The 20,283-nt window shown below is 73.8% G+C and carries 12 protein-coding genes; 7 read left to right on the forward strand and 5 right to left on the reverse strand.

The window, feature by feature from the left end; genetic code table 11:
• Positions 1-84 precede the first annotated feature (84 nt).
• Positions 85-885 (forward strand): glycosyltransferase family 2 protein, encoded by an 801-nt coding sequence (locus D1350_RS00410; RefSeq protein WP_420807786.1) that lies wholly within the window; start codon positions 85-87, stop codon positions 883-885.
• Here the strand turns inward: D1350_RS00410 and D1350_RS00415 are convergent.
• Complete coding sequence (locus D1350_RS00415; protein ID WP_125772791.1) at positions 842-5,512, reverse strand: hypothetical protein; 4,671 nt, start codon at positions 5,510-5,512, stop codon at positions 842-844. The two genes, D1350_RS00410 and D1350_RS00415, sit on opposite strands and share 44 nt — an antisense overlap.
• A gap of 58 nt (positions 5,513-5,570) precedes the next feature.
• The gene (locus tag D1350_RS00420; RefSeq protein ID WP_125772793.1) at positions 5,571-6,671 is read right to left on the reverse strand and encodes a diacylglycerol/lipid kinase family protein; all 1,101 of its coding nucleotides are present in this window, start codon (positions 6,669-6,671) and stop codon (positions 5,571-5,573) included.
• A gap of 61 nt (positions 6,672-6,732) precedes the next feature.
• On the opposite strand from D1350_RS00420, the gene serS reads away from it, so the two are divergent.
• Both serS and D1350_RS00430 read left to right on the forward strand, forming a co-directional pair.
• Positions 6,733-8,004 (forward strand): serine--tRNA ligase, encoded by a 1,272-nt coding sequence (gene serS / locus D1350_RS00425; protein WP_125772795.1) that lies wholly within the window; start codon positions 6,733-6,735, stop codon positions 8,002-8,004.
• 5 nt (positions 8,005-8,009) lie between these two features.
• Entirely contained in the window at positions 8,010-8,834 is an 825-nt protein-coding gene (locus D1350_RS00430) for an HAD family hydrolase (protein WP_125772797.1), read from the forward strand.
• A 34-nt stretch (positions 8,835-8,868) separates the two neighbouring features.
• On the opposite strand, the gene map is transcribed toward D1350_RS00430, so the two are convergent.
• Positions 8,869-9,648, reverse strand: a complete 780-nt coding sequence (map, locus tag D1350_RS00435) for a type I methionyl aminopeptidase (protein WP_125772799.1) — start codon at positions 9,646-9,648, stop codon at positions 8,869-8,871.
• Positions 9,649-9,882: 234 nt separating this feature from the next.
• Here map and D1350_RS00440 point away from each other — a divergent pair, with 234 nt between their 5' ends.
• The 3 genes from D1350_RS00440 to D1350_RS00450 all read left to right on the forward strand — a co-directional run bounded on the left by D1350_RS00440 (position 9,883) and on the right by D1350_RS00450 (position 13,360).
• The gene (locus D1350_RS00440; RefSeq protein ID WP_125772801.1) at positions 9,883-11,274 is read left to right on the forward strand and encodes an ABC transporter substrate-binding protein; all 1,392 of its coding nucleotides are present in this window, start codon (positions 9,883-9,885) and stop codon (positions 11,272-11,274) included.
• 122 nt (positions 11,275-11,396) lie between these two features.
• Positions 11,397-12,389, forward strand: coding sequence for a carbohydrate ABC transporter permease (locus D1350_RS00445; RefSeq protein WP_125772803.1), 993 nt, complete (start codon positions 11,397-11,399; stop codon positions 12,387-12,389).
• A complete protein-coding gene (locus tag D1350_RS00450; RefSeq protein WP_125772805.1) occupies positions 12,386-13,360 on the forward strand; it encodes a carbohydrate ABC transporter permease in 975 nt (324 codons plus the stop codon). Before D1350_RS00445 ends, D1350_RS00450 begins: the two co-directional genes overlap by 4 nt.
• An 81-nt stretch (positions 13,361-13,441) precedes the next feature.
• On the opposite strand, the gene D1350_RS00455 is transcribed toward D1350_RS00450, so the two are convergent.
• Both D1350_RS00455 and D1350_RS00460 read right to left on the reverse strand, forming a co-directional pair.
• The gene (locus tag D1350_RS00455; protein ID WP_125772807.1) at positions 13,442-13,969 is read right to left on the reverse strand and encodes a methylated-DNA--[protein]-cysteine S-methyltransferase; all 528 of its coding nucleotides are present in this window, start codon (positions 13,967-13,969) and stop codon (positions 13,442-13,444) included.
• Positions 13,966-15,594, reverse strand: coding sequence for an AlkA N-terminal domain-containing protein (locus tag D1350_RS00460; protein ID WP_125772809.1), 1,629 nt, complete (start codon positions 15,592-15,594; stop codon positions 13,966-13,968). Before D1350_RS00460 ends, D1350_RS00455 begins: the two co-directional genes overlap by 4 nt.
• Before the next feature lie 194 nt (positions 15,595-15,788).
• Here D1350_RS00460 and D1350_RS00465 point away from each other — a divergent pair, with 194 nt between their 5' ends.
• A complete protein-coding gene (locus tag D1350_RS00465) occupies positions 15,789-20,273 on the forward strand; it encodes an SCO7613 C-terminal domain-containing membrane protein (protein WP_125772811.1) in 4,485 nt (1,494 codons plus the stop codon).
• Positions 20,274-20,283: the final 10 nt, after the last annotated feature.

Here is a 20,283-nt window from a genome sequence, read left to right on the forward strand (position 1 = left end):
GGATTTCGCGGGTAATCCTTTGCTTAGTGAGAGAGTAAGGGCCACCGACGATCACCACCCATCGACCCACCAGGCAGGACAGGTGTGAACGCTCTCCCGGTCGCCAAGACCGCGCGTCCAGGTAACGCCCAAGCAGGCAGGAACGTCCAGCGGGTTGCCGTGATCATCCCCGCCAAGGACGAGGCTGAGCGCATCGCTGCGACGGTGCGCTCGGCTCGGGCGATCCCGCATGTCGACCTCGTGCTCGTCGTCGACGACGGGTCGGAGGACAACACCCAGGACGTGGCGCGGGGCGCCGGGGCGGTCGTGGTGCGGCACTCGCACAACCGCGGGAAGGCTGCCGCGATGGAGACGGGCGCCGCGGTGGTGGCGATGCGCGACGCCGAGGGGCGCCCGCCGAGGCTGTTGCTCTTCATCGACGGTGACCTGGGCGACACCGCCGTGAACACCGCGCCGCTGGTCCGTCCGGTGCGCGAGGGCGTGGCCGACGTCGCGATCGCACTCCTGCCCAAGCAGCCGGGCGCAGGCGGGCGAGGGATCGTCGTCGGCGCCGCCCGGCGTGCGATCGAGTCCATGACGGGGTGGAGCCCCACCCAGCCGCTCTCCGGGATGCGCTGCCTGACCCGTGAGGCGTTCGAGGCGGCGACGCCGCTCGCCCGCGGCTGGGGCGTCGAGACCGGCATGACCATCGACCTGCTCCGCCGGGGCTATGTCGCCGTCGAGGTGCCGTGCGACCTCCGGCACCGGGCGTCGGCGAACGACCTCCAGGGCCAGATGCACCGTGCCGCCCAGTACCGCGACGTCATGTTCGCCGTCGGCGCCCGCCGCGCGCGGGCTGCCGTCACCGGTGTGCGGCAGGCAGGTCAGCAGGTCGTCCGGAGCTGATGCCCTCGGGCGCCCGGGTGCCGGGCTCCCCCGGGTCGGGCGGCACGGCCGCGCCCGGCGGGAGGGGCGGCGTGGTCCGCAGCACCGTCAGCAGGATCAGGGGGACCGCCGGGATCAGGGCGATCATCGCGATCCGCACGCCGAAGTCGTTGACGACGGAGCCGAGCGCCGCGAGCGTCCACACCGCCAGGACGGCCGGCCGCAGCAGCGGCCACTCCTGCTCCGTCCGCAGGAACCAGTGCGGGGTCACGCGCTTCCGCACCGACGCGGGAGCGAAGAGGGCGACCGCCACAGCCACCAGGATCAGCACGGTGATCCAGACCGGGACGCCGCCCAGCACGGACCTCAGGGCGTATCCGGCCTTGCGGGCGAGCGTGGCCCACGCCTCGCCGTCGATCACCTGGCCCACGAACCGGCCCAGGTGCGAGCGCTGTTCCGTCGGCTGGAGCCAGTCGAGGACGCCCACCGCGCCCACGAGCGCCACGCCGGCGAGCGCGACGCCCGCGAACCGGGCGAACGTGAGCCGTAGCCCCGAGGCCGCGAGCCCCACCACCACGAAGGCCGGGACGAGCACGAGCCCGCCGCCCAGGTCGGCCCCGAGCGTGGGCCACACGTCGACGGCCATCGCGACGACCGCGATGATCGTGACCGCCAGGGCAGCAGCCACCCGCCGCCCCCGCACCACCAGGGACTGGGCCAGCGCCGCGGCGAACACGACGGCCGCCACGGCGTAGACCGAGAACGTCGGGTTGCCGAACCCGTAGAACCGCGCCCCGTAGGTCGGGGCGGAGCCCAGCGGCGCCGCACGGTTGAGCGGGGTGCCGATGAGGGCGTCCACCGTCAGGACCAGGAACGTGATCGCGGCGACCACGCCGGGGGCGACCCACGGGGGGTGGCGGGGGGCGAGCGCCGCGAGCCCGGCCACGCAGGCCGTCAGCACCACTGTGGACAGGACTAGCACCCAGCCTGCCGCGGGGAACCGCCACCAGTCGGCGAGGGACGCCAGGAAGCCGCCCACCGGGAGGGCGGCCAGGAGCAGGGCGGCGGTCTCGGCCGCCCGGCGGCGGCGTGGTCCCACGGCCCGGCCCGAGCGGGTGGCCCTCACGCCGACGACGAGGCAGGCCGCGGCGAGCACGATCCCGGCGTAGAACGGCACGTCGACGAGCCAGACGTACGCGGCCCGCCGCAGGTGGTCGCGCGACGTGAGATCGGCGAGCTCGTCCGCGACCGTGGCCGCGACCGCGGGCCGGACCTCGGCGCGCACGATCGGGGTGTCGTCGAAGCCGTCCGCACCGGTCCCCGCCGCCGTCAGGAGGGTGACCGGCACGTCCTGGATCCGCACGACGCCTGCCGTGCGCGTGGCGGTGCTCGCGAGGTACCCGGGCTGGCCGCCCTGGTTCGGCGACGGGCGCATGAGCGCGACCCCGAGCTCGAGCGGCGCACCCGGCACGCTCGCGGTGTCGACCACGAGGATCGTCGCGTCGGTCGGCGCGGAGGCCACCACGCGGCGCACGGCGGCGTCCACGGCGGCGACCGCGTCGGCCCGGATCCGGGCGGCGTCCTCCGAGGCGGCGTCCACCGGGTCGAGGATCGCGCTCCCGGCGTCGACCACCGTGACAGGGCAGGCGAACGCCTCGTCGCGGACGGGGAAGGTGTCGTCGAGCGGGAGGTAGCGGTCGACCGTGCCGTCCGAGGCGGCCAGGGCCACCGCGGCGCCAGGGCCCACCGCTGTGGCGCAGGCCCCCGTGTCACGCAGTGCGTCGCCCAGCGACCCGAGGATGGCGGCATAGGCCGAACCGGCCTGGAGGCCGGTGAGGCGGTCCCAGCCGGCGACGGTGGCGGCGGTCGCGCCTTCCCCTCCGGACCCGGCGGCACCCGGCTCGACGACGAACGGAGGGCATACCCATCCCTCGTCGGTGGGGGTGTCGGAGACCTCCGCGAGCCGTCCCGCCGAGAGCGTCAGCCATCCGCCCTCGGCGCACCTGCTGGCGGCGCCGTTGGGGAGCGCCACGCCTGCCGCGTCGGCCCCGTCGGTGAGCAGCCCGGTCAGTGCCGGCGCGGCCGAGGTGCCGGTGGCGGCCGACGGCCGGACGTCGCCCCAGCGCAGACCGGCGGTACCGACGACGACCAGGGGCGTGCTCGGGTTCCCGACCACGTCCGCGCCGGCGCCCACCGCGTGGGACTCCTCGCCGGCGAGCCCGGTGCCGGACGCGCCGGGGAGCATCGCGGACGCCAGCAGCAGCACCACGAGCAGGCCCCCACCCAGGGCCGTCGTGGTCGCGGGCAGCAGCCACGTCTGTGCCCGGGCCCGGGGTACGGCCGCCGGGGGACCCGCCGCGGCGAGCCCGGCCGCGGCGAGCCCGGCCGCCGGGGCCTCGGCCGCGTGCAGGCTCATCAGGGCGAGTCCCGCGAGCAGCACGACCCCGGCGATGGCGACGCCCGAGTCGTTGAGGGCCGACCCTGCCCCTGCGACGACCACCAGCGCGACCACGGCGTGCCGCAGCACCGGCCGGGCGCCGTAGGCGTCGGCCAGCCCGGAGATCCGGAACCGGGTCGGGTGGAGCACCGCCCACGCAGCCGTGATCACGGCCAGGAGTGCCACCACGCCGGCGGGGTGGGCGACCGTGGCCCAGGCACCGGCTGCCTTCCCGGCGATCACGCCGAGCGCCTCGCCGTCGAGCACCCGCTGGACGAACGCGCCCAGGTGGGACGACGCCCCCGGAGCCAGCCAGTCCGCGACCGCCACCGCGGCCACGATCACGAGGGTGGCGGCGGCGACGGCGAGGAGCCGCCGGGCCGTGATCCGTACCCCGCCCACCAGGAGGGCCAGCACGGTGAACCCGGGCACGAGGGCGAGGATGCCGCCGAGGTCGGCACCGAACCGGGGGCCGCCGTCGACCACGGTCGTCACCACGCCGACCGCGACCACCGCCGCGACCGCCAGCCGGCGGCCGCGGCGGAGCGCATAGGCGGCCAGCCCGGCCGCGAGCACGACGCCCGCGGTCGCGTACACCGCGAACGTCATGTTGGTGAAGCCGTAGAACCGGGCGCCGAGCGCCGGCGACGGGCCGAGGAGCGACCCCTGCTGCAAGGTGGTGCCCGTGAGCCCGTCGACCGTCAGGACGAGCCAGGTGACGGCCGCCGCGGCTGTCACGAGCCGCCACGGGGACGCCGGGAGCGCCCGGGACAGGACCCACGCCGCCAGGGCCGCGACGACGGCGCCCACGGCGACCGACGCCGTCAGCGCGAGCGTGGGCGCGGGCCACACCCACCAGCGGGAGAGGGTCGCGAGCGAGGCCGCCACGGGTGCGGCCGACGCGAGCAGGCAGGAGGCGACGAGGAGCCGCCGCCGGCCGGTCCACAGGGCGGTGGTCACCGCGCCCGCGAGCAGGACCACGAGCGCCGCGAGGAACACGGGCAGCAGCGCGGGGATCGTCTGCGAGAGCACGTTGACGTACTGCCGGTTCTCCACGGTGCGCGCCACGTTCATGCGGCGTTCCTCGCCGTGCTCCAGGGGGTGCCCCACGATGGTCAGGACCGGCTCCGCGCCGCCGCCGGGGTCCGGTGCACCCGGATCGCCGGTGGAACCCTGCCCGTCGTCCGGCACGGCCTCCTCGGGGAGCACCCCGGCGCTCTCGGCCGCGGTGGCGGTGAGGTCGACGAGCTGCACGACGCCGACGGTCCGTGTGCCCTCGGACGAGAGCCACCGGGCCTGCGACTCTCCCGACGTCCAGTCCACGACCACCTGCAGACCCTGGGGGGCCAGCGGCGAGCCCGCGATGCCCGCGACGACCACGCGCGTGCCCTCGGGCAGCAGCCTGGTCAGGCGGCGCAGGGTGGCGTCGAGGCTGTCCAGCGCGTCATGACGGCCAGGGCCGTCGGGGAGCACCCCGGCGTCGACCATCGCCACGGGGCAGGCCGTGAGCAGCCCCGCCACCTCCGCGTCGGGCACAGGGTCCAGGGAGTCGACGTACCGGGCGAGCCGTCCGTCGCTCCCGGCGAGGGCGGCGGCCGCCCCAGGACCCACGCCCGTGGTGCACGCGCCGCTCCGGCCGAGGAGCTCGCCCAGCGTGCCCGGCGTCCCCGCGCTCATCGCCGTCGGGTCCGTGGGGTCGGGCTGCGGCACGATCGTGGCCCACCCCGGGACGACGGCACCGGTCACGACCCCGGGCTGGTCCTCCGCCAGGACGGGTCGCGGCAGCGAGGTGCACGACGCCGGCAAGGTCGCCCCGAGCGGTTCGGTCACCCCGGGCTCGGGCTCGGCGGGCGCCACCGGGTCGGGCTCCGCGGACGCCGTGGACGCCACGCGCCGGCCGGCCGAGAGCGTGAGCCACGCGTCGAGCGGGCAGGTGAAGGGCGCGGCGGTCCGGACGTTCAGCGACGCCACCGAGCCGTCACCGATCATCCGCCACAGCGTCGGCGTCGAACCCCGGGAGACGTCAGGCCAGCGCAGCCCGCCGACGCCCACCACGACGAGCGATTCCTCGCTGCCCGGGGCGAGGGCCGTGGTGGTGATCTGGACGCCGTCGGCGCGCGCCGCAGTGGCGCCGCCGAAGGTGCCCACCACCGAGGCCAGGACCGCGAGGAGGGCGACGGCCGAGGCGAGGAGGCGGGTACGGGGCATCACGCCGCCAGCCTACGTGCGGGCCCCCTCCTGGCGGGCGCCGCCTGTGGACAACCGGTGGTCACGGCGTGCGGACGTGCAGCGACGCGGGCTGGACCCACGTCTCCAGCTCGACGGCGCGGCCCAGGGGCTCGCCGTCGACCTGCGCCTGCTCGCTGCCCGTGACGCGCACCCGGACGCGCCGGGCCTTGGCGTGGTCGATGCGGCCGAGCTTCTCCGGGAGGTCGTTGCGCACGCCGAAGTTCTGCATCACGACCTCGCCGAACAGCTGGGCCCAGCCCACCATGCCGCCCCGGGTGTCGATGGCGGCGACGTCGAGCACGCCGTCGTCCACCACGGCGTCCGGGAGGAGGATGATGCCGCCCGGGAGCAGCCCGCAGTTGCCCACCAGGAGCGATCGGAGCCGCGTCTCCGCGGGCGGGGCGTCGTCCAGCCAGATGCGCGCGCGCATCCGCCGGCCGTGCAGGTGCGACAGCCCGGCCACGAAGTACGCGACCCAGCCCACCCTCTTCTTCAGGTCGGCGTCGGTGTCGGCGACCATCGCCGCGTCGAAGCCGAGGCCCGCGATCACCAGGAAGAGGTGCTCCGCCGAGGTGTCGCCGTCGTCGCCCTCGGCGAACTGGGCGACGCGGAGCCAGCCCACGTCGATCGCGCGCGTCCGGCCCGTCACCAGGACGTCCAGGGCGTCGTCGAGGGAGGTGACCGAGATGTCGAGGTTGCGAGCCAGGAGGTTGCCCGTGCCCATCGGCACCAGGCCCATCGGCGTGCGCGTGCCCACCAGGGCCTCGGCCACCGCCCGGACCGTGCCGTCACCGCCGGCCGCGAGCACGATGTCGGCGCCGTCCTCGACGGCCTGCCGCGCCTGGCCGACCCCGGGGTCCTCGATGGTCGTCTCGTACCACCGGGGCTCCTCGAGGTCGTTGTCGGCGCAGAACTCCTTGACCTTGGCCTCCAGCTCGTCCACGCCCGCCTTCGAGGGGTTCGCGACGACGGCGATCCGCCGTGGGGTCGTCGGTACGGTCTGGACGTGCGTGACGCGCACGGGACCTGCTGCCTGGCGCTTGCGCATCCAGGCTTGCTGGGACCAGACCACACAGGCGACCACGAGGGCCGCGGTGGCGATGACGATCGCGGCGATGCCGAGCCATACCTGCCATTCCATACAGGCAATCTATTGTGGATAACGGGTCGGACGCGCAGCAGCCACTCGGTAGGCTTCGGGTGTGATCGATCTCCGACTCCTCCGCGACAACCCCGACGTCGTCCGCGCGAGCCAGGTGGCCCGTGGTGACGACCCCGCACTCGTGGACGCGGCGCTCGACGCCGACGCGCGCCGGCGCTCCTCCTTCGCGGAGTTCGAGCAGCTGCGCGCCGAGCAGAAGTCGATGGGCAAGGAGGTCGCCCGCGCCCAGGGCGACGAGAAGCAGGCGCTCCTGGCACGCACCAAGGCGATCGCCGAGCAGGTCAAGGCGCTGCAGGCCGACGCCGACACGGCGGACGTGCAGCTCAAGGAGGTCCTGTACTCCATCGCCAACGTGGTCGAGGGTGCGCCCCCCGGCGGCGAGGAGGACTTCATCGTCCTCCGCGAGGAGGGCACGATCCGCGACTTCGCCGCGGAGGGCTTCACGCCCCGCGACCACCTGGAGCTGGGCGAGGGCCTGGCCGCGATCGACACGCAGCGCGGCGCCAAGGTGTCGGGCGCGCGGTTCTACTTCCTCACGGGCGTGGGCGCCCGCCTCGAGCTGGCGCTGCTCAACGCCGCCATGGACCTGGCGATCGCCGAGGGCTTCACCCCCGTCATCACGCCCACGCTGGTCAAGCAGGAGACCATGCAGGGCACCGGGTTCCTCGGCAAGCACGCGGACGAGGTCTACCGCCTCGAGAAGGACGACCTCTACCTGGTCGGCACCTCCGAGGTGGCGCTCGCCGGCTTCCACAGCGACGAGATCCTCGACCTGGACGGCGGGCCCATGCGGTACGCCGGCTGGAGCGCCTGCTACCGCCGTGAGGCGGGGTCGGCTGGCCGGGACACCCGCGGCATCATCCGGGTGCACCAGTTCCACAAGGTCGAGATGTTCAGCTACTGCCGTCCGGAGGACGCCGCGGCCGAGCACCAGCGCCTGCTGGGCTGGGAGGAGGCGATGCTCCAGAAGGCGGAGCTGCCGTACCGCGTGATCGACACGGCGGCCGGAGACCTCGGCTCGAGCGCCGCCCGCAAGTTCGACTGCGAGGCCTGGCTGCCCACCCAGGACCGCTACCTCGAGCTCACCTCGACCTCGAACTGCACCACGTTCCAGGCGCGCCGGCTCGGCGTGCGGGAGCGTACGGAGGAGGGCACCACCCGCAACGTGGCCACGCTGAACGGCACCCTGGGCACGACACGGTGGATCGTCGCGATCCTCGAGAACCACCAGCAGGCGGACGGCTCCGTCTACGTCCCGGAGGGCCTGCGGCCCTACCTGGGTGGCCTCGAGGTCCTCGAGCCGGTCAAGTAGCGCCGATGGTTCCCGTCCCCGGGGCGCGCTCCGCGCAGTCCACCATGCTGGTCGCGCTCGACATCGACGGGACGCTCGTCACGTACGACGACGTGCTGTCCCCCGCCGCGCGTGACGCCGTGGCGGCCGTTCGCGCCGCCGGGCACCACGTGGTGCTGGCTTCCGGCCGGTCGCTCGTGGCGATGACGTACGTCGCGGCGGACCTCGGGATCGAGACAGGCTGGATGGTGGCGTCCAACGGCGCCGTCACCGTGCGTCTCGATCCCGAGGTGCCCGAGGGCTACGTGGTCGAGGACACCGTCACGTTCGACCCCGAGCCGGCGCTGCGGCTGCTGCGCGAGCACCTGCCGCACGCGCGGTACGCCGTCGAGGACGTGGGCCTCGGGTTCCGCATGAACGAGCTGTTCCCCGAGGGCGAGCTGAACGGCGAGCACCAGGTCGTCGCGTTCGACGAGCTGTGGGCGCGCGAGGTCACCCGTGTCGTCGTGCGCAGCCCCGGGGAGACGAGCGCCGACTTCCACCGGGTCGCCGCCGGGATGGGCCTCGAGGACGTCACCTACGCGGTGGGCTGGTCCGCGTGGATGGACATCGCCCCGCAGGGGGTCTCGAAGGCCACGGCCCTGGAGAAGGTCCGTGCGGAGCTCGGCGTCGAACCGTCGCGCACCGTCGCCGTGGGCGACGGGCGCAACGACGTCGAGATGCTGCGGTGGGCCGCCCGCGGCGTGGCCATGGGCCACGCCGACGAGGTCGTTCGCGCGTCGGCCGACGAGGTCACCGGCTCGATCGACGACGACGGCGTGGTGGCGGTCCTCCGGTCGCTCGCGCCGTAGGGCGTCGGCCTCCCCGAAGGGGCCGCGCCCCGGGTCAGACCCGGGCCGTGAGGACCAGCGGGCCGTCCGCCGTGATGGCGATGGTGTGCTCGCTGTGCGCTCCGCGCGAGCCGTCGGCCGACCGGAGCGTCCAGCCGTCGGGGTCGGTCCAGATCTCGTCCGTGGTCTCGAGGAACCACGGCTCGATGGCGATCACCAGGCCCGGCTTCAGCGGGAAGCCACGGCCCTTGCGGCCGTTGTTCGGCACGTGCGGGTCACCGTGCATGGTGCGGCCCACGCCGTGCCCACCGAAGTCGGTGTTGATGGCGTAGCCCTCGGCGAGCGCGACCTCGGCGATGGCGGCCGAGATGTCGCCGATCTTGTTCCCGGCGACGGCTGCCGCGATCCCGGCGTCGAGCGCCACCTCGGTGGTCCGGATCAGCCGGGCGTCGGTCTCCGCGCGCCCGGGCAGCGGGTTGCCCACCACGAACGACTGTGCCGAGTCCGACACCCAGCCGTTCACCGACGCGGCGAAGTCGATGCTGAGCAGGTCGCCGTCCTGGAGCGCGTAGTCGTAGGGCAGGCCGTGGAGCACGGCGTCGTTGACCGAGGTGCAGATCACCTTGCCGAACGGCATGGCGCCGAACGACGGGTGGTAGTCGATGTAGCACGACTCGGCCCCGCGGTCGCGGATCAGCTTGTGCGCGACCTCGTCGAGCTCCAGGAGGTTCACTCCCGGGGCGGCAGCGGCCCTGACGGCGGTGAGCACCTCGGCGACGAAGCGCCCGGCGGGCCGCATCTCCTCGATCTCGCGCGGGGTCCTCAGCTCGATCATGTCCGTCCTCTCCTGCACTGGCGCACCACGCGTGCGCGTGTGCGGGACAAGCCTACGACTGCTGGGGGGCCCTGTTTTGGGAGCGGTCTTTCGTAATGTATTCGACATGCTCAGGTGGTGTGTCAGCGCTTGCATGTCCTTGCGAAACGCGGTTGCCTCAAGGGCAGGGGCCTGGCAGGGTCCCTTGCCGTACGAGCACGTCAACCGAGCACCACGAAGCAGTGGAGGTACGTCATGACTATCCGTACACGGCGACGCGCCCTGACGCTCGCCGCGTCAGGCGCAGCCCTGGCGCTGACCCTTACCGCCTGTGCGGACACCGGTGACGGTGGCGACGGTGGCGGTGGCGGAGAGGGCGAAGCCGGTTCCTTCGAGATCGACTGCGCCGCGTTCGAAGAGTTCGGCGACATCGACGGCACGACGGTAACGGTCTACACCACCATCGTGGAGCCGGAAGCCGAGACGCAGGTGAAGTCGTACGAGCCGTTCGAGGAGTGCACCGGCGTCACCGTCGAGTACGAGGCGTCGCGCGAGATGGAGGCGCAGCTGCCCGTCCGCGTCCAGGCGGGCAACCCGCCGGACATCGCGATCCTGCCGCAGCCGGGTCTGCTCAACACCCTGGTCACCCAGTACGACGCCCTCGTGCCGGCGCCCGAGTCGGTCGAGGCCAACGTGGACGAGGGCTGGCACGAGTCGTGGAAGGGCTACGGCACCGTCGACGGCACCTTCTACGCCGCGCCGCTGGGCTCCAACGTGAAGTCCTTCGTCTGGTACTCGCCCTCGATGTTCGAAGAGGCCGGCTACGAGATCCCCGAGACCTGGGACGACCTGCTCGCTCTGTCGCAGCAGATCGTCGACGACACCGGTGGCGAGATCAAGCCCTGGTGCGCAGGTGTCGAGTCGGGTGACGCGACCGGCTGGCCGGGCACCGACTGGATCGAGGACGTGGTGCTCCGCACGGCGGGCCCGGACGTCTACGACCAGTGGGTCAACCACGAGATCCCCTTCAACGACCCGCAGATCGTCGAGGCGTTCGACGCGGCCGGTGAGATCCTCAAGAACCCGGACTTCGTGAACGGCGGCCTGGGCGAGGTCAACTCGATCGCCACGACGCCCTGGACGGACGCGGGCTTCCCGATCCTCGACGGCAACTGCTACCTGCACCGCGCGGCGAACTTCTACCAGACGCAGTGGCCCGAGGGCACGAACGTGGCCGAGGACGGCGACGTCTTCGCGTTCTACCTGCCGGCGCAGACCACCGACGAGAAGCCGACCCTCGTGGCCGGCGAGTTCATCGGCGCGTTCAACGACCGTCCCGAGGTCCAGGCGTTCCAGACCTACCTCTCGAGCTCGGACTGGGCCAACGCCAAGGCCGTCGCGACGCCGAACGGCGGCTGGGTGAGCGCCAACTACGATCTCGACCCGGAGAACCTGGCCACGGACTTCGACAAGGCCTCCGCCGAGATCCTCGGTGACCCCGCCACGGTGGCCCGGTTCGACGGGTCCGACCTGATGCCGAGCGAGGTGGGCGCGGGCACCTTCTGGGCAGGGATCACGGAGTGGTTCGCCTCCGACCTCTCCTCGCAGGAGGTCACCGACCAGATCGAGGGCTCCTGGCCGTCGTGATGAGCCGGGCTCGGTCCTGACCGACGCGCGGAGGCGCGGGACCCTGTGTCCCGCGCCTCTGTCGTCCTACGCTGGGATCGGGCCCGTCGACGGCGACAGGTTCGGCAAGGATCGGAGGATCCATGGACTGGTTCATCTACGCCGGGGACGACCCTGGGCACAAGCTAATGATCATGCTGATCGCCATGGCGCTCTTCGTGCTGGTGATGGGGCTGATCCTGTTCATCGTGGACCGCCCGGCGAACGCCCCGAAGTGGCTGGTCACCGCAGGTTTCGTCGGGCCGGCCCTCCTGATGCTCACGGTCGGGCTGCTCTACCCGGGGCTCGACACCATCCGAAAGTCCCTGTTCAACAGGAACGGCACGGAGTTCCTCGGGCTCGACAACTACGTCAGAGCCTTCACGGAGCCGCAGTTCCTCCTGGTCCTCGGGACGACGGCGCTGTGGGTGCTGGTCGCGCCCGCCGCGGCGACGTTCCTCGGCCTCGTCTACGCGGTCGTGGTCGACAAGAGCCGCTTCGAGAAGTTCGCCAAGGCGCTCGTGTTCCTGCCGATGGCCATCTCGATGGTGGGCGCGTCGATCATCTGGAAGTTCGTCTACGAGTACAAGCCCAACACGGGCGCTGTCGAGCAGACCGGCTTGCTCAACCAGGTCCTCGTGTGGCTGGGCGGCGAACCGATCCAGTTCCTGCTGCAGCGCCCGCTGAACAACTTCCTGCTGATGGTCGTGCTGATCTGGATCCAGACCGGCTTCGCCATGACGCTGCTGTCGGCGTCGATCCGGGCCATCCCGGACGACATCGTCGAGGCGGCCCGCCTCGACGGGCTCAGCGGGCTGGGGATGTTCTGGCGGATCACCATCCCGAGCATCCGTCCGGCCCTCGTGGTGGTTCTCACCACGATCGCCATGACCACACTGAAATCCTTCGACATCGTCCGAACCATGACCGCCGGCCGGTATGGCACGTCGATCGTGGCGAACGAGTTCTACGAGCAGAGCTTCCGGCAGAACAACGCGGGCTTCGGCGCCGCGCTGGCCGTGCTCCTGTTCGTCATCGTGATCCCGATCATCATCTACAACGTGCGCCAGATGCGCCTGGCCGAGGAGGTCCGATGAGCACCGTCGCGGGCGCCGCGGGAGCGGCGCGGGACAAGTCCGAGGCGGTCGATGCCCTGGTGAGCACGCCGCCTGAGCCCAAGCGGACGCCGTCGGGCATCAACGAGCGGGCGCGGAAGGCGAAGGCGCGGCTCAGCAACCCCTGGGCGAGCGCGATCGCGCTCATCATCGCGCTCCTGTGGACGATCCCGACGTTCGGCCTGCTCGTGACGTCGGTCCGTCCGGAGCTCGACATCCGGCGCAGCGGCTGGTGGACCGTCTTCGGCGACGCGTTCGCCGGCGAGGGCGTGTTCTCGATGCGCAACTACGAGGCCGCCCTGTTCGGCAGCTCGACCAACCTGATCAGCTTCTTCCTGAACTCGTTCGTCATCACGCTGCCCGCCGTGGTCATCCCGATCACGCTCGCGCTGCTCGCCGCCTACGGCTTCGCGTGGATCGACTTCAAGGGCCGGGACATCCTCTTCGTGGCGGTGTTCGCGCTGCAGATCGTCCCGATCCAGATCACCCTGATCCCGCTGCTGTCGCTCTTCGTCGCCGCCGACGTCAACGGGTCCTTCTGGACGATCTGGTTGTCCCACTCGGCCTTCGCGCTGCCGCTGGCGATCTTCCTGCTGCACAACTTCATGAAGGACATCCCCGCCTCGCTCGTCGAGGCGGCCCGGGTCGACGGCGCCGGGCACGTGAAGATCTTCTTCCAGGTGATGATGCCGCTGCTGACGCCGGCCATCGCTGCCTTCGGGATCTTCCAGTTCCTGTGGGTGTGGAACGACCTGCTCGTCGCCCTCGTCATGGGCGGGCCCGACACGTTCCCGCTCACGGTCCGCGTGGCCGAGATGGCCGGCTCGCGTGGCGGTGACTGGCACGTGCTGTCGGCGGGCGCGTTCATCTCGATGGTGATCCCGCTGATCGTGTTCCTCGGGCTGCAGCGGTACTTTGTCCGCGGCCTGCTGGCGGGCTCGGTCAAGGGCTGACCCGCCCGCTCGCGCGCTGTCAGAAGCTCCCCGGTGCCTTCGCCGGGGAGCTTCTGACAGCTCAGGCAGAAGTCACCAGGCTCACGCCTCCCGCGCCAGCAGACGCTCTTTGACCGGCAGCCCGTAGCGGAAGCCGCCGAGCGTGCCGTCGGTCCGCAGGATCCGGTGGCACGGCACGAACAGCGCCGCCGCGTTCCTGGCGCAGGCGCCCGCGGCGGCCCGGACGGCTGCGGGCCGCCCGGTCCGGACGGCGTACTCGCTGTAGGTGAGCCGCTCGCCCGGTCCCACCTCGCGGAGCACGTCCCAGGCGTGCGTCCGGTACGGGCCGCTCGCCTGCCGTACGGGCACGCGGCCCGGGGCCGCGAGATCACCGGCGTAGTAGGCCTCGACGGCCTTGGCCGCGTCGTCCAGCACCGAGCGGGCAAGGCTGCCCGACGACGTCCCCGCGCCCCCCGCGACCGGCACCTCGGCGGGCCGCAACGTGGGGTGCACGAGGGCGACGAGGGAGGCGAGGTCGTCGGTCCAGCCGGCGGCGAGGACCGCGACGTCGTCGACGATGACGCTGAACGGGCCGTCCGGGGTGGTGAACGTGGTGGTCAGAGCGGTCACGGGAGGCTCCTCGTGGTGGTGGGTGCTGCGGAGGTGGACGGGGTCGCCGCGCGCCACAGGTGCATCGCGGCGTACGACCGCCACGGGGCCCACGCGGCGCCTCGCGCCTGGAGGGCTCGGAACTCCTGCGCGCGGCCTGCGGTGCCGGCCCGGTCGGGCGGCTCGAGCAGCCCCAGCGACCGGGCACCGGCGAGGAGGGCGACGTCGCGGTCGAGCAGCACGTCGGGGTCGCCCAGGACGCGGAGCGCCACGTACCCGGCGGTCCACGGGCCGATCCCGGGGCGCGCCACGAGCGCGGCCCGCAGCTCCTCGACGTCGTCCCCCACGCTGACGCCGAGCTCGCCGTCGGCCAGGGCCTGGGCGGTGTCGACGACCGTGCGGACGTTCCGCGCGGGGAGGCGGAGGTGCGCCGGGGCGGCGTCGGCCACCTGGTGGGGGGCCGGGAAGAGGGTGGTGAGCCCGGCGATGCCCGCCGGGTAGGGCGTACCCGCCGCGGACGCGAGCCGCGTGAGGTGCGTACGGGCCGCCGCGACGCTGATCTGCTGACCCACGATCGCACGGACCACCAGCTCGTGCGGGTCCACGGCCCCTGGCACGCGGATCCCCGGCGTCGCGGCCACGAGCGGGGCGAGAACGGGGTCGGAGGCGAGGGCCGCGTCCACGGCCTCGGGGTCCGCGTCGAGGTCGAGCAGGCGACGGACCCGGGCGACCGCGACCGGGACGTCCGCCAGGTGGGCGACCTCCAGGTGGAGGTCGATGCGTGGCCGGGCGCGGCCCGCCGCCGCCCCGGGCCGGTACGTGACCTCGAACGCGCCCGGCCCGTTCGGCAGCGTGACCGTGCGGGCGTAGCGCAGGTCCGGCCCGGACAGGTCCGCCGACTCGACGCCGTCGATCGCGCGGACAGCGAGGAACTCCAGCACGCCGCGCGCGTCGAACGGCTCGCGGAACGGGAGCGTCAGGTCGATCCGCACCGGCTGCGGCGCCGCGTCGGTCGCTTGTCGCGGCGTCGGTCCGTTGATCGACCGACCCTGCGACGACGGACCGACGCCGGAGGCCCGGGCCCGGCGGGCGCGGGCGCGCAGCTCGGTCGGCGTCGTGGCGAACACCTCGGTGACCGTGTCGTTGAACTGCCGGATCGAGCCGAACCCGGCAGCGAAGGCGACGTCGGCCACCGGCAGCGTGGTCCCCACGAGCAGAGCGCGGGCGGTCTGCGCCCGCTGGGCGCGGGCCAGGGCCAGCGGCCCCGCCCCGAGCTCCCCGGCGACGAGCCGGTGGATGTGCCGCGTGCTGTAGCCGAGGCGCGCCGCGAGACCGTCCACGCCCTCGCGGTCCACGACGCCGTCGGCCACCAGACGCATCACGCGGCCCGCGAGGTCGCGCCGCAGGTTCCACTCCGGCGTTCCCGGGGCGGCTTCGGGGAGGCAGCGCTTGCACGCCCGGAAGCCCGCCTCGTGCGCGGCGGCGCTGGTCAGGTAGAAGGTGACGTTCTCGGCCTTGGGGGTGCGCGCCGGGCAGGACGGCCTGCAGTAGATCCCCGTGGACCGCACCGCCGTGAAGAACTGGCCGTCGAAGCGCCGGTCGCGCGCGGCGATGGCGCGGTAGCGCTCGGAGAAGTGCGTGTCCATGCCGCCATCCTCACCCGGTGGAGCCGGGAGTGCTAGCGGCTTTCGGACACGGCTGTGGCGGCCCGACGGCGGAGGGCTGCGACGGTAGGCGCGAAGTGCTGCCGACTTCCATCACGACCTTGGCGGAGACCTTCACGAAACTCGCCCTGTGGACAACGTCCAGGAGACCTCCAGGATCCGCCAGGATGGCCGCCATGAGAGAGCCCTGGGTCGACGTCGCGCTCGCCCGCCTGCCCGACACCGCCGGTTGCCCCGCGTGCGGCGCGCACCTGACGTCGTCCACGTGCGGGCAGTGCCGGCTGGACCTGAGCGGTCCGGTGGCGCACGAGATCGCGCGCACGTCCCGGGAGGCGGCGGCCGCCCTCGTGAAGCGGCAGCAGGTCCTGGAGGCGCTCCGCGCCCAGCAGCCGGCGGCGGCAGGCTGGGCCAGGTCCGGTCCGGGCCTTGCCTGGTCGATCAAGGCGCAGAACGTCGCGACGCGCCTCCGGCGGGCCATGGACCAGATGGTGGGCCCGGCCGAGGCTGCCGGCGGCCCGGGCGCGATGCGGCCTGCGCCGATGCGGCCCGTGCAGACGCGGTCCGGCGGTGCGGCTCCGGCAGCGACCGCGGCCCGTCCCGCTGGTGGCGGCGCCGTCACGCCGGGGTCGGGCCCGGCCGCGCCCACGCGCTCGGCTGTGGGCCTCCAGCCCATCCTCGCGGGCGCCGGCGCCGGTCTCCTGGCCGTGGCAGCGGTGGTCTTCGTCTTCTTCACGCTCGCCGACCAGCTGGCGCTCCGCGCCGTCGTCACCACGGGTGTCACGGTCGGCGCGGTCGCCGTGGCGGCCCTCATGAGGCGTGCGGGCCTGCGCTCGTCGGGCGAGGCGGTGGCCGCGCTCGCGGTCGTGCTGACGTGGGTCGACGTCGAGCTCGCCCTCCAGGCGGGGCTCATGTCGGCGCTGGACCCCGCGCTGACCCGCGGGATCCTGCTCGCCGTGGTGGTCGCCGCGCTGGGCCTCCTCGGCCACCGCCTCCGGGTCCGGGCCTGGGCCACAGCGGCTCTGCTGGCCGCCCCCCTCGTTCCAGTCCTGCTCGCCGCGGGCCTCTCCGGCGTGCTGCTCCCGCTGCCCACCTGGACCACCGCGTTCGTCGCGACAGCCTTGGTGGCCTACGGTGCCGGCCGGGCTGCGGTGCGGGTCGGCGCGCGGCTCGGCGCACCGATGCGGCCCGAGTCTGCTGTGCTGCGGTGGGTTCGTGCGGCGGGGTTCCCGGCCGCGCTCGTGGTGGTCGCGAGCACTCCCCTGCAGGTCGAGGCGGTGGGTGTGCTCACCCCGCTGACGGCCTCGGCGATCGCCTGGGCCGCGGTCGGCGCTGCGGCGGCTGCCACCGGCCATGTCGCCCGCGTGCGGTCCTGGGTCTCGGCGGGCGTGCTGGCGTTGCCGCTGACGCCCGCGCTGGTCGCAGGTGCGCTCGCTGCCGACCTGCCGTTCGGCTGGGTGATGGGATCGGGACTTTTTCTCGTCTCCGTGGCCACCGCGGCGGTCCGCCTCCTCGTCCGCACCTCCGGTGCCCGGGTGCAGAGCGACCTCGCCCCCGAGCGGACGCTCCTGGCCCTCGTCCGGGGGCTGGCCTTCGCCCTGGCGCTGGCCTGCGGGTTCGTCGTCGGCTCCGTCGGTTCGCTACCCGGGATGAGCGGCCCTGCGGTGTTCTTCGGCCTGTCGGCTCTTGTGGCCGGGTTGCTGTGGCGCACCACCGGCGAGCGGGCGTGGGCCTTCGTCGGCGGCGCCGTGGCGGCAGTGGGCGGCGGTCTCCTCGGAGCCGTCCCCGAGGAGTCGACCGTCGGCTGGTTCCCGCTCGGCGCGGGCGCCGTCTGGCTGCTGCTCGCCGTGGTGGTCGTGGCGGTCCTGCGGGTGCGGGCGCCTCGGGCACGAGCCGCCGGGGACCTGCTCCTCGGCGCCTGGTCCGTCGCGGCCGTGGCGGCTCTGCCGGCTGTGGCCCTGCACATCGTCCTCGGGTTCGAGTTCCTCGAGAGCGTCATGGGCGGGATGCCGGGATGGACGCCGCACGGCGGGCCGCTCGGCGGAGACGGCGCCCGGATCTCGTCCGCCGAGGTCTGGGCCCACCTCGGCCACGCCACCCTGGTGGTCGTCGCGCTGCTCGCGGCGCGGCTCGCCGTGCCGGGGTCCCTGACCTCGATCGCGCGTGCGGTGGCTCCGTGGGCGACGCTCACCCTGGTGCTCGCTCTCGCGCTCGACGGCCACCTCCTCGCGCTGACGTCGGTAGTCCTCCTCGCCCTCCTGACGACGCTCCTCCTGGCGGCGACCGCCGACCCGGCGCGGTCTGCGCCGTGGCTGCGCGGTGTCGTCGGCCTGGTGCAGCGAGGCCTGCGGGCGCTGGCGGGCGCCACGGTGCTCGCCCGGCGCCTGGGTGGGCACGCGATGACGGCGCGCGAGGCCCGGTTCTGGCGGGTGGCGGCGGTTGCGCTGGCCTTCCTCGCGCTGTACCTGACCATGGTGAGCTCCTGGTCGTGGCGGGTCACGGGCATCGTCGGCGGCGCTGTCGTCGCCGGGCTGCTCCTGGCTGCCCGTGCGTCGGTCCCGCGCCCGGCGCACCCCTGGTTGGTCGGCGGTGCGTACGCGTACGCCCTGTGGGTCCTGATGCAGTGGCTCGGCTGGCTCGGGCTCGAGGGCGTCGCGATCGCCTGCACCGTGTCGGCAGCGGCCTCGTTGGGCGCCCTCGTCGTGACCCAGTGGGGCCGCGTCGAGCGCGGAGAGTGGCTCGCGGTCCTGGGCGTGACCTCCGTCCCGTTCGTCATCGGTGTCGTCACGGTCGCTTCGGAGCGCACCTGGTGGTCCGCGGGAGCGGCCGCCGCGATGCTGGCGCTCGAGCTGGTCCTGATGCTCACCACGCGGACGGGGCTGGTCCCGGCGGTCCGCGTGTGGGCGGCCGCTCTCGTGCTGCCCACAGCCTCGGTGGTCGTGGTCAGCGCAGGCGCGATGCTGCTCGAGACCAGCGGTTCGCCGGTGGTGCTCCCCGTGATCGCGACCCTCGTCGCGGTGACCGCGGGAGTCGCACCGCGGGTGGCGGAGCACGTCGCGGCCAAGGTGCCCGTGACCACCACCCTCGCGCCGCGCCTCCGGTGGGTGCTCGAGGCGAGTGCCGTCGTCACGGGTCTCATCACCGTCGCGCTGGCCTACGCCCGCCCGGCGGCCGGGCCTGACATCGCTGTCGCCGTGCTCCTCCTCCTCGCCGCGGGCGCCGGGGTCGTGTCACGCGAGCCGGACCGCCGGCGCGCCACCTGGCTGTCGGCCCTCCTGGTGACGGCGGCCGTCTGGACGGCGCTGGCCGACGCCGGGGTGCGGCTCGTCGAGGCCTACACCCTGCCGCCTGCGCTCGGCGCGATCGTGGTCGGTGGTCTGCTGGCCCGCCGCGCGGCGAAGTCCTCGGCGGACGAGGCCGCCCGTCAGAGCCCGGGTGCGGTAGCCGGCACGTCGTGGCGCCTCGCCCGCGTGGGGCTGGCGCTCGCGCTCGTGCCCAGCCTCGTGGTCCACCTGGTGGATCCCGTCGCGGGCTCGGCGCGCCCCTTCATCCTGGTCGGAGCCGGGGTGGTTCTGCTGCTGGCGGTGGCCCTGCTCCGGTGGAGGCCGCTCGTCGACGCGGCCTGGACCCGCGCCGCGACGCTCAGCCTGCTTCCGGCCGTGGCCCTGACCGGCGTGGCGGGCACGATCGAGGCGCTGCACGTGGCCGACAGCCCCGTGCTCCTGCTCGGTACGGCCGTCCTGCTGCCGGGCGGCGCGTTCGCCGTCGGGCTCGCCTGGTCGGTCGCGGCGGCCGGGCTGGCTGCTGCTGCGGCCCGGCTGGCACGTCCGCTCGCCGGCAGCCGCTGGTCCGGAGTCCTCGCCCGGTGGGGTCTCGCCCCGGCGTTGCTCCTGGGTGTGGTGGGCGCTGTCGCGAACGTACGTGAGTCCTGGGGCGCGATCATCGTGCTCTGGGTCGTCGAGGTGGCGCTGCTCGTCCTGCTCGTCGCCGGTGTGCGCCGGCTCCTCGCGCACCGCGACGACCTGCGGGCGATGGGCGGGACCGGCGCCCCTCCTTGGTTCGTCTGGGCCTGTGCGCTCGCCGTGGCGATCGCCGCCTGGTCCCCGCGCGAGCTGCGCGTCGAGGTCTTCTCGGTCCCGCTGGGCGTGGGCCTGGCGCTCGCCGGCTACCTCGCGGCCCGGGCCACGGCGGCGGACCACGGCCTGGAGCAGGGCACCCACCAGGGCACCGACCAGGCGGTGGACGGGAGCGGAGACCTCGCGGCCGCCGTCGGGCAGCGTGGGCTGTGGACGTGGCCCCTGGGCCGCACCGGATCCTGGGCCCTGCTGGCTCCGGGCCTGCTGGCTCTGCTCGGCCCGTCGGTGCTCGCCACCTACACCGACCCGCTCACGTGGCGTGCCGTGCTCGTGATCGGGGTGGCTCTGACCGCGGTGCTGGTGGGCAGCCGTGCCCGCCTCGCCGCGCCGTTCCTGGTGGGGGTGTGGCTGCTGCCGATCGAGATCCTGGTCGTCTTCCTCACCCAGCTCGGCACGCAGATCTCGGCAGTGCCGTGGATGCTGACGCTCGCCGCGGCCGGTGGGGTGCTCCTCATCATCGCGACGCTCGACGAGCGCCGGACCGCCGGCTACGGCGGCGCGGCCGCCTACCTGCGGGACCTGCGGTAGGAGCCGGGAG

Origin of the sequence: Antribacter gilvus (genome assembly GCF_003946865.1) — a bacterium.
Lineage (GTDB): Bacteria > Actinomycetota > Actinomycetes > Actinomycetales > Cellulomonadaceae > Antribacter > Antribacter gilvus.

Coding starts and splice junctions, on each gene's coding strand:
- D1350_RS00460 (WP_125772809.1), bottom strand. CDS start 15,594: ATGGACACGCACTTCTCCGAGCGCTACCGCGCCATCGCCGCGCGCGAC.
- D1350_RS00420 (WP_125772793.1), bottom strand. CDS start 6,671: ATGGAATGGCAGGTATGGCTCGGCATCGCCGCGATCGTCATCGCCACC.
- D1350_RS00440 (WP_125772801.1), top strand. CDS start 9,883: ATGACTATCCGTACACGGCGACGCGCCCTGACGCTCGCCGCGTCAGGC.
- D1350_RS00445 (WP_125772803.1), top strand. CDS start 11,397: ATGGACTGGTTCATCTACGCCGGGGACGACCCTGGGCACAAGCTAATG.
- D1350_RS00465 (WP_125772811.1), top strand. CDS start 15,789: ATGAGAGAGCCCTGGGTCGACGTCGCGCTCGCCCGCCTGCCCGACACC.
- map (WP_125772799.1), bottom strand. CDS start 9,648: ATGATCGAGCTGAGGACCCCGCGCGAGATCGAGGAGATGCGGCCCGCC.
- D1350_RS00450 (WP_125772805.1), top strand. CDS start 12,386: ATGAGCACCGTCGCGGGCGCCGCGGGAGCGGCGCGGGACAAGTCCGAG.
- D1350_RS00430 (WP_125772797.1), top strand. CDS start 8,010: ATGGTTCCCGTCCCCGGGGCGCGCTCCGCGCAGTCCACCATGCTGGTC.